Below are 16,076 nucleotides of genomic sequence, written 5' to 3'. Positions count from 1 at the left end.
AAGGGTATTATTTATGCATCTATATAATTTCGATAAACACATAAAGAGCTGATGGTTATTAATTGATAGGATGTCAGCTGTGAAAATTGTTCCCGGGGGGGAATCTCAAACAACATGGGACGACCAGCAAATGCAACGATAGATCTTGACGCACTTCGTCATAACTATCGAGTTGCCCAACAGCTGTCTGGTAATGGTCAGGCGATTGCTGTGGTCAAGGCGGATGCCTATGGTCACGGAGCGATCGCCTGTGCAACTGCGCTTGCAGATATTGCCAGTGGTTTTGCTGTCGCCTGTATTGAAGAGGCTCTTGAGTTGCGAGCCGCTGGTATTCGTCAGCCAGTACTGCTGCTGGAAGGTTTTTATGATGCAGTAGAGCTGAATAATATTGATGAGTATCAGTTGGATATAGTGATTCACCACCAATATCAGGTAGATGCCCTTCTGTCGTATAACTTCAAAAACCCGATTCGTGTCTGGTTGAAGATGGATTCGGGCATGGGGCGCGTAGGCTTTGCCCCGGAAGTCTATCGAAGTGTCTGGGAGCAGGTGAATAGTCATCAGAGTGTTTGTGATATTGTGCTGATGACGCACTTTGCCTGTGCGGATGAAGTAGAAAATGCCCACGCCCGTCGTCAGCTTGAAACCTTCAATGAACACACCATGGGGTTACCTGGCGATCGTAGTTTGTGTAACTCTGCGGCACTGGTCGCTTTGTCGGAAGCCCGAGGGCAATGGAATCGACTAGGTCTGCTGCTTTACGGTGTTTCTCCTTTTCCAGAAAGCTGCAACGTATTACCAGAGCTAAAACCGGTGATGGAGCTCAGTTCCGCAATTATCAGTATCAAAGAGGTTCCAGCAGGCAGCTCCGTGGGCTACGGCAGTCAGTGGATAGCCAGTCGTCCCACGCGTTTGGGTGTGGTTGCTATGGGTTATGCGGACGGTTACCCACGGCATGCAGCGAACGGCACACCGGTTCTTATCAATGGTCATAAAGTACCGCTGGTGGGGCGTGTTTCGATGGATATGTTGACGGTTGATTTAACCGGTATCCCAGGTGTTAAGGTTGGCGATCGTGCTGTCCTATGGGGAAAGGGGTTGTCGATCAATGAGGTTGCGGAAGGCGCTAGCACAATACCTTATCAGCTACTGTGCAACTTGAATCGTGTGCCAGTGCACTATGTTTCTGAAGATGTTTATGAAAATACTTCCAAAAATGCTGCTGAAACTTCCACGTTGTTGTTTGAGCCTTCTGTCGACTCCTGATGCTTATCGCAATGAGATAAGCAGCGCCCGATCGGGCGCTTTACAGATTTAATGGCTGTTAAACTGTTCGAGATTTGTTTTTCTCTCCCGCTCGGCTCGACGCATAAACCACCATCCCAGCAGTGCCGCCAGTGATACCACCACAATAATCAGGGTCGCCATGGCGTTGATCTTGGGTGAAATACCCAGTCGAACCGATGAAAATACCACCATCGGTAGAGTAGTGGAGCCCGGCCCGGAAACAAAACTGGCGATAACCAGATCATCCAGCGACAGGGTAAATGCCAGCAACCAACCAGCCGCAAGTGCAGGTGCGATGGTTGGAATGGTAATCAGGAAGAAGGTTCTTAGTGGCGTAGCGCCCAAATCTAAAGCAGCTTCTTCGATAGAGCGATCCACTTCCCTTAACCGTGCACCGATAACCACCGCCACATAAGCTGTTGAGAAGGTCACGTGGGCAATCCAGATGGTTAGCATCCCTCGTTCCATAGGCCAGCCAATCAGATCCGCCATGGTGACAAACAACAGCAGCAGGGATAGACCAGTAATGACGTCTGGCATCACCAGCGGCGCGGTCAGCATGCTGTTAAACATGGTTCTGCCACGAAATTTTCCAAAACGGTCCAGCACAAAGGCAGAAACCGTACCGAGTATGACTGCCATGGTGGCGTTGTAGAAAGCAATTCTCAGGCTCGTCCACACGGCACCCATCAATTGTTCATCCTGAAACAATTCCACATACCACTTGGTAGAAAATCCCGCCCAGACGGTCACGAGTCGTGAAGCGTTGAACGAATAGAACACCAGAATAAACATGGGCAGATATAGAAAAATCAGCCCAATAATCAGCATGACGGTGGAAAATCCAGGCTTTTTGAATCGCCTGATGGACGACGTCTGTTCAGCACTTTTTTGAATGGCAGCACTCATCAATGACCAGCCTCCATCTGTTTTGCCTGCTGGCGGTTAAAGAAGGCGATGGGCAGGCAAAGAATCAGCAGCATGATCATGGCCAGAGAGCCAGCCAGCGGCCAGTCACGGTTATTAAAGAACTCCTGCCAGAGCACCTTACCAATCATCAGGCTTTCTGGTCCTCCCAGTAATTCAGGAATAACGTATTCGCCTACAGATGGGATGAATACCAGCATGCAGCCGGCGATAATACCGCTTTTGGACAGTGGCAGTGTTACGCGGAAAAAGGTTTCCCAAGGGCGACAGCCCAGATCATTTGCTGCCTCATGCAACGATTTATCCAGTTGTGTCAGGTTGGCATAGATCGGCAACACCATAAACGGCAGGTAGGCATAAACGATACCGATATACACGGCAATGTTCGTGTTTAATATTTGCATCGGTTGATCAATCAACCCGAGCCACATCAGCAGATTGTTCAGCAGGCCGTTATTTTTCAGTATTCCCATCCAGGCATAGATTCGGATCAGGAAGGATGTCCACGATGGCAGTAACACCAGCATGAGCAGGAAGCTTTGTTTTCTTCCGGGTGCTTTGGCCATGGCGTAGGCCATCGGGTAACCCAGCATCAGACAGAAGAAAGTAGCAATGGCAGCCAGCTTGATCGAGGTCAAATAGGCTTGCAGGTACATCTCATCATCAGCAAGGAAAAAGTAATTGCCGAGGTTGAGGTTAATGGTTAACACCTCGTCCAGATATTCAATAACGGGCGAGTACGGTGGTATAGCAATTTCTGCAGACGAGAAACTGATCTTGACCACAATCAGAAACGGAACAAGAAAAAACAGCAACAACCAGAGATAGGGGACGCCCAGTACCAGGCGGCGTCCCCACATTTCCTTTAAGGCGTGTAGCCTCTCTGGTCCCCACTTCAACGTGGCTGAACCTTTTGCTTGAGCATTGGACATGGCAGTTTCCACAATATCGATATCAGCGGCAGAAGTGGAAATGTATTCAGCCGCAGACGTACAACAAAAAATAAATGATCTTCAGCAGGGGTACATATCCGAGCTGTAGTCCGAACGATAAATAGTATTTAGAGTAGCTTCTATTAGTCAGCTGTTCAGTACTACGCCGCTGTCATCGTCCCAGCTGATGAATACTTCATCGCCCCAGGTTGGATTGTCGGCAGTACGGATAACGTTGGCCATGTTGGACTGCACCATCATGCCGGATGGTAGTCGTATATGATAAACCGAGTGTCCACCAAGGTACGCAATATCGTGTACCAGGCCGCGGCTCCAGTTGTAGTTACCTTCTGGCTCTTCACGGGTCACCATGGTTTTTTCCGGGCGAACGGCGATCCAGACTTTACGATCTTCCAGCGGCGCCATAATGCCGTGACCAATGTAGATGGGCTGATCAATCTGGGGGGAGTTAATGATGACGTAACCCGCCTCTTCCTCAATAATCTCACCTTCAAACATATTCACGGAGCCAATGAACTCAGCGGTCATACGGCTGTTGGGATTTTCATAAATATCGATAGGCGTGCCTACCTGAACAATCCAACCCGCATCCATAATTCCGATGCGTTCCGCCATAGTCATGGCTTCTTCCTGATCGTGGGTCACCATAATGCAGGTGACGCCTACTTCTTCGATGATATCCACCACTTCCAGCTGCATACGACTGCGGAGTTTTTTATCCAGAGCGCCCATGGGCTCATCCAGCAGTAGCAGTTTTGGCCGCTTGGCAAGGCTGCGAGCCAGAGCAACACGCTGACGCTGACCACCGGACAATTGATGTGGTTTTCGACGGGCATATTTTTCCATATGCACCAGTTTCAGCATTTCCTGCACCCGCTGGGCAATAATGTCTTTGGGCAGGCGATCTTGTTTCAAGCCGAAGGCAACGTTCTGCTCCACGGTCATATGGGGGAACAGTGCATACGACTGAAACATCATATTAATCGGGCGCAGATAAGGCGGCAGATGGGTGATGTTCTGGCCATCCAGATAAATATTGCCTTCTGATGGTGTCTCAAAACCCGCCAGCATTCTCAATAGAGTGGATTTACCTGATCCTGATCCACCCAGCAGCGCAAAAATCTCACCCTTTTGAATATTCAGGCTGACATTATCAACAGCAATCGTGTCATCAAACTTCTTGGTGATCTGATCAATTCTGACCAGAACTTCATCGCTGGCACGGCTTTTCTGCTGTATAGAAGAGTGCGCTGATGCGGTGTTTTTCGGGGAGACAGATGCAGTATTCATCTAATAATTTCTCCAGCCCGGGATGAAAAAACAGGTTTGAACCTGCATAAAATGATCCGAAGACAAACTTCGGTAGCTTAAGCTTCAATAGGCTCAGGTGTCATAAGTTTATCGTCAGAAACGGATAACTGCCTGTATCTCCGTGTTTTGGAATAGTGCAGGTTGCTTATGAAAAGAGCCTTCATACCTTCAGGGAAGTAAAAAGCGGAGGGCATTGTCCATAAAAAAGGGGTGCTTGAAAATGATTTTGCGATAAACCCTGATAAAGGGTAATAGTAATGCTCACTTGCAGATTTTCAATTCCTACCCTAATCTGCGTGACCCGAAGGGTATTTGCCTATTGATTCCTATACCCAAAGGATTTCGAGTTGCTACGCGGCGGCAAATAAGCGAAACCCGTGAGCCTACAAAGAGTAGGTGATCGGGATGAGCGAATGCAGCCAACAAAGTAGCAACTTGAAAGGCGAAGGGTATACAAGGATCAGAGATAATGGCCGAAGGATATCTCCCTAAATGCGTACTTTCAGCAAACGACTGAGATCATGAGAAGCCGAAAAGAAGTCATCCGTCAGTTAGATCGTATTGATCGTAACATTCTTCGCACTCTGCAAGAACAGGGGCGAATTTCATATGTTGAGCTGGCAGACAAAGTTGGTTTGAGCACAACGCCCTGCATGGAGCGTGTTAAACGCCTTGAGCGAGAAGGGATTATTCAGGGTTATGCCGCCCGGTTGAACCCCAAATATCTTCAAGCTGGGCTTCTGGTTTTTGTGGAAATCAGCCTATATAGCAAGTCCGCAGATATTTTTGATGACTTCCGTAAAGCGGTGATTAAGTTGCCTAACGTCTTGGAGTGCCATCTGGTATCTGGCCATTTTGATTATCTGGTTAAGGCCCGTATTTCTGAAATGGCCTCCTACCGTGAGCTGCTTGGGGATATTCTGCTGAAGCTGCCAGGTGTTCGGGAATCCAAGAGTTACATCGTAATGGAAGAGCTCAAGGAAACACTTAACCTGCCCATTTCAGACTGAAGGGTAGTATCAGGGTGAGCTAGCTTTCCTCCAGCTCACCTGCCTTCTGGCCTGCGACTTGATAGTCTCTGATGTAATAGTTCAGCGCCACTTCATCTTGATCTTCAATGCTTCTCAGCGCAAAACCGGCGGCAAAGTCTGCACGCTCAGTAATGGTCTGGCACCATATGCATTCAGCCGTCAGAGAGACTTTGTGTGGGCTGCCCTGAGGGCCTGGTAGCACCAGCGTGACATTTCTGGTTTCAGATGGGCGCATGCCTTGGTCCGTGAGAATACTGAAACCGCCCTTGGATACATCTTCGAGAATACCGAGGGAGAGCCCGGTGTCGTTATCCAGAACCTCAGCGGTTTTTTCCAGTGATTTTCTCGGATATTGGCGTTTTTCTTGTATAAATTCCGACATTTAGCCTCCTTACAAAACTGGCAGGAAGCCCTAAGTTAGCATTTTTTGTTTTTAAAATGCATCTGTTGATCGACATTCATGGAACTACCATTCTTTACAATTGAGATGTGTGACGAATCATTATCAGCAAAAACAAGATGTTATAGGGTTTTGGGAAGAGACTCTTAATTTCTCTGGTATTGACAACCGATTCAGATTTCTTCTGTAATCGTATAAGGCAACATAACAAAACGCCTGATGTTCAACTGCGTATTGCTCTCTGATCGTGAGCAAAGCTCAGCGCTAAAACAATAATAAATGGCCTTGTTATCGACTTTTTCTCACCGGAAATCCGCCGATAAACAAGCTTTGAACCAGAGCCTGCTGCTCTGCAACATACGGAGGATCCCGTCATGTTCAGACAGATTACCGAGGCGCACCTTGATGATCTTCATTGTCGATACGATGAAGCATCCGGCCTCCAATCCGTCATTGCTATTCACAGTACCCGCCGGGGCCCTGCCTTGGGAGGGTGTCGAATTATTCCCTACGCCTCTTCAGAAGAAGCCATTACCGATGCAATACGGTTAGCCCGTGGCATGAGCTACAAGGCAGCCCTTGCGGGGTTAGACCTTGGTGGTGGCAAAGCCGTGATCATGGAGCCAGAAGGAGAATATGATCGCAAAGCACTGTTTCAGGCATTCGGTCGATTTTTGAATGAGTTAGGTGGTCGTTATGCCACGGCCATGGACAGCGGCACAACGGTGATGGATATGGACACCATCGCTTCGCAATCTGCTCACGTTACCTGCACATCCAGTTGTGGCAGCCCGGCACCTTATACTGCCGAAGGCGTGTATTACGGCATTCTTGCCAGCCTGAAGGCGCATCCTGATTTACCTGAATCGCTGAAAGGTGTGCGCGTGGCAGTGCAGGGTTTGGGAAATGTAGGTTATGCACTTTGCCGGCGATTACACAACGATGGCGCACTGTTAACGGTCACAGATATTGATCATCAACGGGTTGAACAATGTCGGAAAGCGTTTGGTGCCAGAGTTATCGCACCAGAGGACATCTACAGCGCACCCTGTGACGTATTCAGCCCCTGTGGACTGGGCGGCATCCTGAACAGTGAAACCATCGATCAGCTCAACTGTGCTGCCATTGCCGGTTCAGCCAACAATCAATTATTGACTGAGCAGGATGGCTACTCCCTTTTCAATCGAAACATTCTCTATGCGCCGGATTACCTGATTAATTCCGGTGGTTTGATTTTTGTTGCCATGAATTATCTGCGCCACTCAGACAGTGAGATGCAGAGAAAACTGCAAAACATAAGCGACACGTTGCTGCAGATTTTCAGCAGGCAGAATCAAACCGGCCTTCCTGCCAGTGTGATTGCGGATCAAATGGCAGAAGCCATGGTCTACGGACACGAACAGACAAAGCTATCAGCTTAAGTCTTTTGCATAGGGAAAGAATGATGACTCGATCGGAACAGAACCAGCCAGCGATGGAACAATATCTGGATGCGGAAGGTGAAGTCATGAAAAACCTGCCATCCTGGACTTTTAATACTGAAACGCTAATCGACTACTACCAATCGATGGTGGTTGCCCGCTGTGGCGATCAAAAGGCAGTTGCCTTACAACGAACCGGTAAAATGGGGACTTATCCTTCCTGCCTTGGTCAGGAAGCCATCAGTACCGTATGTGCCGCACTTTTGAAAAAAGACGATGTACTGATTCCTTACTATCGGGACCTTCCTGGTTTGATGAAAAGAGGGATTCCTCTTAGCGATGTTCTTCTTTACTGGGGCGGCGATGAGCGGGGCAGTGCTAGTGATGCCTGGGGAAAGGACCTGCCAAATTGTGTACCCATAGCGACACAGGCGGGTCATGCGGCGGGTATCGCAACCGCAATAAAAATTCGCCATGAAGCGGGTGAGCCTATGCAGGTTGCGCTGTGCGCCCTTGGGGATGGCGCTACATCAAAAGGTGATTTTGGCGAAGCGTTGAACTTGGCAGGAACATGGCAGCTCCCCGTCGTTTACATTATCAACAATAACCAGTGGGCTATTTCGGTTCCACGCAAGATTCAATCTGGTGCGCCTACGCTTTGTCAGAAAGGTAACGCAGCCGGACTGCCATCGTTTCAGGTGGACGGTAATGACGTCATTGCCCTGCACGAAGTGATCAGCGAAGCCATCGAGAGAGCCCGTCAGGGTAAAGGTGCAACCGTCATCGAAGCAATTACCTACCGCCTGTGTGATCACACAACTGCTGACGATGCCAGTCGCTATCGCAACAGTTCTGAATTGGAAGAGGCGTGGCAGAAGGAGCCAGTTAAACGACTGCGACAGTTTCTTCACCATCGAGGGTTGTGGGATGAGCAGAAAGAGCAGGCTTTGAAAGCAGAGGCTGATCGTGTGATTGAGGCATCCGTAAAAAACTATCTCAATACACCGTTGCCCAAGATAGAAGATCTTTTTGATTATCACTACGCCAATATGCCTGCGCAGTTAGTCCAACAGAAAGAAGAGGCATTGTTAAGACATCAGATGCGTCAGGGAGGTGCTGCCCATGAGTAAAGATCTGACAATGGTTGAGGCAGTGAATCTAGCAATGGATCATGCGATGGCTGCTGATCCGAACGTAGTTCTGCTAGGGGAGGATATAGGCGTTAATGGTGGTGTATTTCGGGCAACTCAGGGGCTTAGAGATAAATACGGCTTGAAGCGTGTTATTGATACACCGCTGGCGGAAACCCTGATTGCGGGTATCAGTGTTGGCATGGCCGCTCAAGGGTTAAAACCAGTTGCTGAAATACAGTTTATGGGTTTTATCTTTCCTGCTATGGAGCAGTTGATCTGTCATGCAGCCCGGATGAGAAACCGAACCCGTGGACGTTTATCCTGTCCTTTAGTTCTACGCGCACCATTCGGGGGCGGTATTCATGCACCGGAACACCATTCAGAAAGTACTGAAGCATTGTTTGCTCATATACCCGGCTTAAGAGTGGTGATTCCTTCATCCCCTGTCAGAGCCTATGGCTTGTTGCGCGCGGCGATTAACGAGCCAGATCCCGTTATTTTTCTTGAGCCCAAGCGCATATACCGGGCGAGTAAGAAAGCCATCGATGAAAATAGTGAACCATTGCCTTTAGACACCTGCTTTACGTTGAAAGTCGGGCAGGACGTTACGCTGGTGAGTTGGGGAGCTTCTATCAATGAAACTATGGAGGCTGCCAGCTTATTGGAAGGACATGGCATTTCTGCCGAGGTGATTGATGTTGCCACCATTAAGCCTCTCGATATGGAGACAATTCTGGCTTCAGTAAGAAAGACAGGACGATGTGTAATTGTTCATGAAGCTTGTCGCAGCTTTGGTGTGGGGGCAGAAATCTCTGCAGGGTTGATGGAACGTGCTTTTGATGACCTGAAATCACCGGTGGAGCGAGTAACCGGGTTTGATACGACAATGCCTTACTATCGGATGGAGGATCACTATTTACCCCATACCGACGATATTGTCAGAGCTTCCATTAAGACACTGGCTAACTAATAACGAGAACAAAGGTAAAGTCATGCGTTTTTTTAATTTGCCCGACCTTGGTGAAGGGATTCCCGAAGCGGATATTGTCGAATGGCATATCAAAGAAGGTGACAGTATCCGCGAAGACGATTTGATGGTGTCTGTGGAAACAGCGAAAGCTGTTGTGGATGTTCCTGCACCTTGCTCCGGAGTTATTGCCCGTTTGTGTGGTCAAGCTGGCGATACAGTGCTAACGGGCGCGCCGCTGGTGGAGTTTGTTTCTGATCAGGAAGACAGCGGTACCGTTGTTGGTAAATTGGTGGCTAATGAGGCAGAAACCTCTAATGAAGAGTCGTTTATTGTCGGTGCCCCTGAGCCTGATTCAGCGTCATCGTCGCTCTCATCGCGGAATATAAAAAGCCTGGATTCATTGGCAAAGCAATTTCATGTTGATCTTGGCTCTGCTGCCAGACAACGTAAAAATGCGCCTGTTGAAAAGTCATATCCATTGCAAAACCCTGAGCCATTACAAGGCGTCCGTAAACACATGGCGCGCTCAATGGCGGAATCCCATGCCTCTGTTGTGCCGGTTACGTTGTTTGATGATGTGGATATTGATCACTGGAAATCTGGTGAAGATATTACGGTGCGTCTTATTCAGGCTTTAGCGCATGCCTGCAAAGAAGAGCCTGCATTGAATGCCTGGTTTGATGGTGCAACCATGAGTCGTCAGTTGCATGATCAGGTTGATCTTGGGTTGGCTGTGGACAGTAAGGAAGGATTGTTTGTTCCGGTCATTCGTGATGCCGGGAATATAAAAAAGACCCAGATTCGTTCAGCAATCAAAGAATTAAGAAAGGGTGTGGAAGAAAGAAGCCTACCGAATTCAGAGCTGCAGGGCGCAACCATTACTTTGAGTAACTTTGGTGTGTTTGCTGGCAAGTATGCAACACCGATTGTAGTGCCTCCCATGGTCAGTATTGTTGGTGTGGGTCGTTTAAGGGAAGAAATTGTCAGTGTGAATGGCAAGCCGGAAAGTCATCGAATGCTTCCTCTGTCACTGTCGTTTGATCATCGTGCAGCCACCGGCGGTGAAGCAACCCGCTTTCTCCATTGTATGATTAAGCAGTTGCAGAAGTAGCCAAAAATCCACATTATAAAATGATGAACTGAAGAATCGTGTGATCGGGAAAAGGAATTTCCCGATGGTCTCGGTGCTGTCTCTTCACATCATATTTTTCTATCGCTTTTTGTCTCTGTTTTTGTGTGGCACTAATGAGTGATGACCAATTTTTCAGTAATGTTGTCACCTGAATTTCTGTCATCAACCCCTCGGAGCCAGAAAATATAAAAAAATGTGGTCAAAGTTCTGACTTTGCCGATAGCCATTTATGAAAGAGGTGACTTTCAGTTCGGCTACTGGTGAATAGACTCAGCTAATGACAGGGATTGGTGACGGCATGGATATCTTTAATAACTATCAGCAACGGTATCAGGAAACACAACAGGAAGAGTTAACGATCGAAGAGTACCTTTCTCTATGTAGAGAAGACTCTTCTGCCTACGCGACCGGCGCAGAACGTATGTTGATGGCGATTGGCGAACCAGAAATGGTGGACACCTCCAGGGATACGAGACTCAGTCGTATATTCTCCAACAAACTGATTAAACGATACCCTGCGTTTAAAGAGTTCTATGGCATGGAAGAGGCTATAGAACAGATTGTTTCTTATTTCATGCATTCTGCTCAAGGGCTTGAGGAGAAAAAGCAGATTCTTTATTTGTTAGGGCCGGTGGGTGGCGGTAAGTCATCATTGGCGGAACGGTTGAAGGCATTAATGGAAAAAGTGCCTTTTTATGCGATCAAGGGTTCCCCTGTTTTTGAATCACCACTGAATCTTTTTGACCCATCTGAAGACAGCGATATTCTCGAAAAAGAGTATGGCATTCCTAATCGTTACCTTGGCGGTATCATGTCACCCTGGGCCGTCAAACGACTGAATGAGTTTGGTGGTGACATCAGCAAGTTCAAGGTAGTGAAACTGCATCCCAGTATTCTGAATCAGGTCGCCATCGCTAAAACGGAACCCGGCGATGAAAATAATCAGGATATTTCCAGCCTGGTGGGTAAAGTGGATATACGTCAGCTGGAAGAATATTCTCAAGACGACCCCGATGCTTACAGCTTCTCCGGTGCACTCTGTCGCGCTAACCAGGGCATGATGGAATTCGTGGAGATGTTTAAAGCGCCAGTTAAGGTACTCCACCCTCTTTTGACGGCCACTCAAGAAGGCAATTACAACAGTACTGAGGGTATGGGCGCTATTCCTTTCAACGGTGTTATTCTTGCGCACTCGAACGAATCAGAATGGCAGACCTTTAAAAACAATAAGACTAATGAAGCCTTTATTGACCGGGTGAATATTGTCAAAGTGCCGTATTGCACCCGGGTGACTGAAGAAATTCTGATTTACGAAAAGCTGTTGTCGAACAGCTCATTGAAGTCCGCACCTTGTGCGCCAGATACCTTAAAAATGTTGGCTAAATTTACGGTTCTCTCCAGAGTGAAAGAGCCGGAAAACTCCAATGTCTACTCCAAGATGCGGGTATACGACGGTGAGAACCTGAAGGACACCGACCCGAATGCCAAGCCGCTTCAAGAGTACAGAGATGCGGCTGGTGTTGATGAAGGCATGGAGGGTTTATCCACTCGTTTTGCGTTTAAGATTCTCTCCAAAGTATTTAACTTCGACCCAACCGAAATAGCCGCTAATCCCGTGCATATGCTGTATGTGCTAGAGCAACAGATTGAACAGCAGCAGTTCCCCAAAGAAGTGCACGAGCGTTATCTCAGGTTTGTGAAAGAGTTCCTGGCGCCAAAATACATTGAGTCTCTTGGTAAAGAAATTCAAACGGCCTATCTGGAGTCTTACTCTGAGTACGGGCAAAATATTTTTGACCGATACATCACCTACGCAGATTTCTGGATTCAGGATCAGGAATATCGCGATCCTGAAACGGGCGATATCCTCGATCGATCCGCCATCAACGATGAGTTGGAGAAAATCGAGAAAGCCGCCAGCATTGCTAATCCTAAAGATTTCCGTAATGAAGTGGTGAATTTTGTATTGAGAGCCAGAGCGAACCACGAAGGTAGAAATCCAAGCTGGCTCAGCTATGAAAAAATGCGCTCGGTGATTGAAAAGAAAATGTTTTCGAATACCGAAGACTTACTGCCAGTCATTTCGTTCAATGCCAAAGGCAGCAATGAAGATCAGCGTAAGCACAATGAATTTGTGAAGCGAATGGTGGAAAGAGGTTATACCGAGAAGCAGGTGCGGCTGCTGGCAGAATGGTATATCCGCGTTCGTAAATCACAGTAAAAATAGTAAGAGGTTGTCGTAGGTCGGTAATCCTGACGGGGTTGCCGACAGTCAGCATACACAAGGAATGTGTACATGAGCATGATTATCGATCGACGGTTGAACGGTAAAAATAAAAGTACCGTCAATCGTCAGCGGTTTTTGGAGCGCTACAAAAAGCACATTAAAAAAGCAGTATCGGACGCGGTGAATAAACGATCAATCACCGATGTTGTGTCCGGCAGTGAAGTCACTATCCCGAATAAAGACTTGTCTGAGCCAACGTTCCGTCATGGCCAGGGTGGTCATTACAAACAGGTTCATCCAGGCAATAAAGAATTTACGGCAGGGGATCGTATTAAACGACCTCCAGGCGGTGGAGGTGGTTCCGGTTCTGGTAAAGGACAGGCCGGAAACAGTGGCGATGGTATGGATGAATTCAGTTTCCAGATCAACCACGATGAATTTTTGGAGCACATGTTCGACAATCTTGAACTGCCAAACCTCGAGAGAAAACAGTTAGAAGATATGATGGATTTCAAAATCCGTCAGGCGGGTTATACCACGGCTGGTTCTCCTGATCGGTTAAATATTATCCGCTCATTGAAGTCTGCTCATGCTCGAAGAATTGCACTTTCCGGCGGCAATCGTCGTGAAATTCGAGCGCTGAAAAAAGAGCTACGCGAAATGGAAGTCAGCCCTGAAGTGACAGATCAGGAAAAGGTGCTGGCGTTAAAGGAGCGGATTCGAGAACTGAATGAAAAACTGAAAAAACTGCCCTTCATTGATGATTTTGACCTGAAGTATAACAACATGGTCAAAGTCCCTTCACCCAGCAACAAAGCCGTGATTTTTTGCGTGATGGACGTCTCTGGTTCCATGACCCAAGACATAAAAGACATGGCTAAGCGGTTCTTTATTCTTCTCTACCTGTTCCTCCAGAGAAATTATAAAGAGATCGAAGTGGTGTTTATTCGCCATCACACGGCTGCGAAAGAAGTGGATGAAGATGACTTTTTTTATTCCAGAGAAACCGGCGGAACCATTGTCTCCAGTGCTCTGGAAATGACTCGAGATGTTATCAATAAGCGATTCAATCCGGCCGATTGGAATATTTATGTCGCCCAGGCATCCGATGGTGATAACTGGGAAGGCGACTCCAGCGTTTGCACAAAAATTCTGTCAGAAGAGATTATGCAGAAGGTTCAATATTACTGTTATGTCGAAATTACCGACCGCGCTCATCAGAATTTATGGCGTGAATATGAAGGGATTGCGGGTAAGTTTCCGGATCACTTTGCCATGCAACAAATAAAAGCCCCCAGTGATATCTACCCGGTATTCAGGAAGCTGTTTGAGAAAAAGGAAAATGCATGAGCGATCAATTAATTTCAACGGGACCTGAGTGGACTTTTGAGCTGATTCAGGAATATGACCGTGAGCTGGCTCGGCTGGCAGATCGCTTTCAACTGGATACCTACCCGAATCAAATTGAAATTATCAGCTCTGAACAAATGATGGATGCCTACGCATCAACGGGTATGCCATTGATGTATAACCATTGGAGCTTCGGCAAGCATTTTTTGCATACTCAGCAAAACTACCAGCGTGGCCGGATGGGATTGGCCTATGAGATCGTGATTAATTCCAATCCGTGTATTGCCTATTTGATGGAAGAAAACACGATTACCATGCAGGCATTGGTATTGGCGCATGCCAGCTACGGACATAACTCTTTCTTTAAAGGCAATTACCTGTTCCGAACCTGGACGGATGCAGAGTCGATTATTGATTACTTACTGTTTGCCAAAAATTACATTACACAGTGTGAAGAAAAATACGGAGTAGAAGCGGTAGAAGACATTATCGATGCCTGCCATGCATTGATGAATCAGGGTGTGAATCGATACAAGCGACCCCGGCCACTTTCTGCGGAGCAGGAAAAAGCACGACAAGATGAGCGTGCGGAATATATTCAGCGGACATTAAACGACATCTGGACAACCATTCCTAAAACTGAAAAAGCGGAGGAAGAAAAAGAAACTCGCTTCCCACCGGATCCTGAAGAAAATCTGCTGTATTTCTTTGAAAAAAATGCGCCGCTACTGGAGACATGGCAGCGTGAGTTGATGAGAATCTCAAGAAAGATTGCTCAATATTACTATCCACAACGGCAGACTCAGGTCATGAATGAAGGCTGGGCGTGCTTCTGGCACTACCACCTGATTCATGAACTTTACAATGAAGGTAAAGTCTCTGATGGGTTTATGCTGGAATTTCTTCATGCCCATTCCAGTGTGATTCTGCAGCCAGAATTTGACAGCCCTTATTACAGTGGCATTAATCCATACACTCTTGGTTTTAGTATTTTTATGGATATTCGTCGTATATGTGACAATCCGACCAGCGAGGATCGTGAGTGGTTTCCCGATATCGCAGGCAGTGATTGGTTGCAGACTGTTCATTTCGCCATGAAAAACTTTAAGGATGAGAGCTTTATTCTGCAGTTCCTATCACCCAAAGTGATGAGAGATTTAAGGCTCTTTACGGTGCTTGATGATGAGTCAAAATCCTATCTTGAAGTTGATAGTATTCATGATGATTTGGGGTATAAAGCGATTCGGGAGTCTTTGGCGTCGCAATACAATTTAGGTAACCGCGAGCCTAATATTCAAGTGTATAACGTGGATATCCGGGGAGATAGGAAACTGACACTTCGACACTATCAACATCAGGGGAGACCGCTTGGTAAAGAAACGGATGAGCTATTAAAACATATTCACCGGATCTGGCAGTTTGATGTAGAAATTGAATCTTGTGAAGGCGGTGTGGTCACCCAAAGCTGGGAGTGCAGTGAAAATAAAAAGCGAAAGAAAAAGTGATGGGTGTTGCTATTAATGAACAGTCGTTTTCTTTTCTAAATCGGTGATCCGCTTTTGTCATAGTCGCGAGTAGAATAATCACTGGTGTCTTTAAAAAGTGACGATTTATCGTCCTTTTTGTACATTACCTTTCATGTTTAATTGAAAATTTTCTGCTGTCTATTATTCACTTTATTTATTTTATCCATATAATGGTACTTCCATCTAAAAAAATCTTGCTGTATAAAGACGTCGAGTTAATTGTATTTTGCCCAAAGAAATTCAAGCCGATACGCGGCGGCAATCGAGTAAATCCCACGCGTCTATGAGTAATAGGTGATCGGGGTGAACAAGCACCCGAGGGCATAAACGCAGCCAACAAAGTATCAACTTGAAAATCGATGGGTATTTTCCTTTTCGGGAAGTCCTATCAAGACCAAGGAGTCGTAT

Annotated in this window: 13 protein-coding genes; 9 read left to right on the top strand and 4 right to left on the bottom strand. The window is 47.0% G+C overall.

Annotation, left to right across the window (positions count from 1 at the left end):
- Positions 1–114 precede the first annotated feature (114 nt).
- Positions 115–1,266: an alanine racemase gene (gene alr / locus Q1B11_RS16700; protein ID WP_299734491.1), complete on the top strand. Its 1,152-nt coding sequence runs from the start codon at positions 115–117 to the stop codon at positions 1,264–1,266.
- 48 nt (positions 1,267–1,314) lie between these two features.
- On the opposite strand, the gene Q1B11_RS16695 is transcribed toward alr, so the two are convergent.
- From Q1B11_RS16695 to potA, 3 genes are all read right to left on the bottom strand, one after another.
- On the bottom strand, positions 1,315–2,118 hold the full coding sequence (locus Q1B11_RS16695) for an ABC transporter permease subunit (protein WP_299734522.1): 804 nt from the start codon (positions 2,116–2,118) through the stop codon (positions 1,315–1,317).
- 77 nt (positions 2,119–2,195) lie between these two features.
- Complete coding sequence (locus Q1B11_RS16690; protein WP_299734520.1) at positions 2,196–3,074, bottom strand: ABC transporter permease subunit; 879 nt, start codon at positions 3,072–3,074, stop codon at positions 2,196–2,198.
- Positions 3,075–3,293: 219 nt separating this feature from the next.
- On the bottom strand, positions 3,294–4,457 hold the full coding sequence (gene potA, locus Q1B11_RS16685; RefSeq protein WP_216636513.1) for a polyamine ABC transporter ATP-binding protein: 1,164 nt from the start codon (positions 4,455–4,457) through the stop codon (positions 3,294–3,296).
- A 542-nt stretch (positions 4,458–4,999) separates the two neighbouring features.
- Here potA and lrp point away from each other — a divergent pair.
- On the top strand, positions 5,000–5,488 hold the full coding sequence (gene lrp / locus Q1B11_RS16680) for a leucine-responsive transcriptional regulator Lrp (protein WP_067517382.1): 489 nt from the start codon (positions 5,000–5,002) through the stop codon (positions 5,486–5,488).
- A gap of 19 nt (positions 5,489–5,507) precedes the next feature.
- On the opposite strand, the gene Q1B11_RS16675 is transcribed toward lrp, so the two are convergent.
- Positions 5,508–5,891: a PilZ domain-containing protein gene (locus Q1B11_RS16675; RefSeq protein WP_299734486.1), complete on the bottom strand. Its 384-nt coding sequence runs from the start codon at positions 5,889–5,891 to the stop codon at positions 5,508–5,510.
- A 392-nt stretch (positions 5,892–6,283) separates the two neighbouring features.
- On the opposite strand from Q1B11_RS16675, the gene Q1B11_RS16670 reads away from it, so the two are divergent.
- The 7 genes from Q1B11_RS16670 to Q1B11_RS16640 all read left to right on the top strand — a co-directional run bounded on the left by Q1B11_RS16670 (position 6,284) and on the right by Q1B11_RS16640 (position 15,647).
- Positions 6,284–7,330, top strand: coding sequence for a Glu/Leu/Phe/Val dehydrogenase dimerization domain-containing protein (locus tag Q1B11_RS16670; RefSeq protein WP_299734484.1), 1,047 nt, complete (start codon positions 6,284–6,286; stop codon positions 7,328–7,330).
- Positions 7,331–7,350: 20 nt separating this feature from the next.
- On the top strand, positions 7,351–8,460 hold the full coding sequence (pdhA, locus tag Q1B11_RS16665) for a pyruvate dehydrogenase (acetyl-transferring) E1 component subunit alpha (protein ID WP_299734482.1): 1,110 nt from the start codon (positions 7,351–7,353) through the stop codon (positions 8,458–8,460).
- Positions 8,453–9,433, top strand: a complete 981-nt coding sequence (locus Q1B11_RS16660) for an alpha-ketoacid dehydrogenase subunit beta (protein WP_299734480.1) — start codon at positions 8,453–8,455, stop codon at positions 9,431–9,433. The genes pdhA and Q1B11_RS16660 overlap by 8 nt, the downstream gene beginning before the upstream one ends.
- Before the next feature lie 22 nt (positions 9,434–9,455).
- On the top strand, positions 9,456–10,544 hold the full coding sequence (locus Q1B11_RS16655) for a dihydrolipoamide acetyltransferase family protein (RefSeq protein WP_299734478.1): 1,089 nt from the start codon (positions 9,456–9,458) through the stop codon (positions 10,542–10,544).
- A gap of 319 nt (positions 10,545–10,863) precedes the next feature.
- Entirely contained in the window at positions 10,864–12,786 is a 1,923-nt protein-coding gene (locus Q1B11_RS16650; RefSeq protein WP_299734476.1) for a PrkA family serine protein kinase, read from the top strand.
- Between the two features lie 75 nt (positions 12,787–12,861).
- Complete coding sequence (locus Q1B11_RS16645) at positions 12,862–14,142, top strand: YeaH/YhbH family protein (RefSeq protein ID WP_299734474.1); 1,281 nt, start codon at positions 12,862–12,864, stop codon at positions 14,140–14,142.
- Positions 14,139–15,647 (top strand): SpoVR family protein, encoded by a 1,509-nt coding sequence (locus Q1B11_RS16640; RefSeq protein ID WP_067583773.1) that lies wholly within the window; start codon positions 14,139–14,141, stop codon positions 15,645–15,647. Before Q1B11_RS16645 ends, Q1B11_RS16640 begins: the two co-directional genes overlap by 4 nt.
- Positions 15,648–16,076: the final 429 nt, after the last annotated feature.

It is taken from the genome of uncultured Endozoicomonas sp., assembly GCF_947495845.1.
In the GTDB taxonomy this organism is placed as follows: Bacteria; Pseudomonadota; Gammaproteobacteria; order Pseudomonadales; family Endozoicomonadaceae; genus Endozoicomonas.
Note: the sequence above shows the minus strand (reverse complement) of the source record. Positions and strands in the feature narration are given on the sequence as shown.

What these genes read in the sequence shown, in the direction of transcription:
- Q1B11_RS16675 (WP_299734486.1), bottom strand. Translation starts at nt 5,891, where the DNA reads ATGTCGGAATTTATACAAGAAAAACGCCAATATCCGAGAAAATCACTG.
- potA (WP_216636513.1), bottom strand. Translation starts at nt 4,457, where the DNA reads ATGAATACTGCATCTGTCTCCCCGAAAAACACCGCATCAGCGCACTCT.
- Q1B11_RS16670 (WP_299734484.1), top strand. Translation starts at nt 6,284, where the DNA reads ATGTTCAGACAGATTACCGAGGCGCACCTTGATGATCTTCATTGTCGA.
- Q1B11_RS16660 (WP_299734480.1), top strand. Translation starts at nt 8,453, where the DNA reads ATGAGTAAAGATCTGACAATGGTTGAGGCAGTGAATCTAGCAATGGAT.
- pdhA (WP_299734482.1), top strand. Translation starts at nt 7,351, where the DNA reads ATGATGACTCGATCGGAACAGAACCAGCCAGCGATGGAACAATATCTG.
- lrp (WP_067517382.1), top strand. Translation starts at nt 5,000, where the DNA reads ATGAGAAGCCGAAAAGAAGTCATCCGTCAGTTAGATCGTATTGATCGT.
- Q1B11_RS16655 (WP_299734478.1), top strand. Translation starts at nt 9,456, where the DNA reads ATGCGTTTTTTTAATTTGCCCGACCTTGGTGAAGGGATTCCCGAAGCG.
- Q1B11_RS16650 (WP_299734476.1), top strand. Translation starts at nt 10,864, where the DNA reads ATGGATATCTTTAATAACTATCAGCAACGGTATCAGGAAACACAACAG.
- Q1B11_RS16640 (WP_067583773.1), top strand. Translation starts at nt 14,139, where the DNA reads ATGAGCGATCAATTAATTTCAACGGGACCTGAGTGGACTTTTGAGCTG.
- Q1B11_RS16695 (WP_299734522.1), bottom strand. Translation starts at nt 2,118, where the DNA reads ATGCTGATTATTGGGCTGATTTTTCTATATCTGCCCATGTTTATTCTG.
- alr (WP_299734491.1), top strand. Translation starts at nt 115, where the DNA reads ATGGGACGACCAGCAAATGCAACGATAGATCTTGACGCACTTCGTCAT.
- Q1B11_RS16690 (WP_299734520.1), bottom strand. Translation starts at nt 3,074, where the DNA reads ATGTGGGGACGCCGCCTGGTACTGGGCGTCCCCTATCTCTGGTTGTTG.
- Q1B11_RS16645 (WP_299734474.1), top strand. Translation starts at nt 12,862, where the DNA reads ATGAGCATGATTATCGATCGACGGTTGAACGGTAAAAATAAAAGTACC.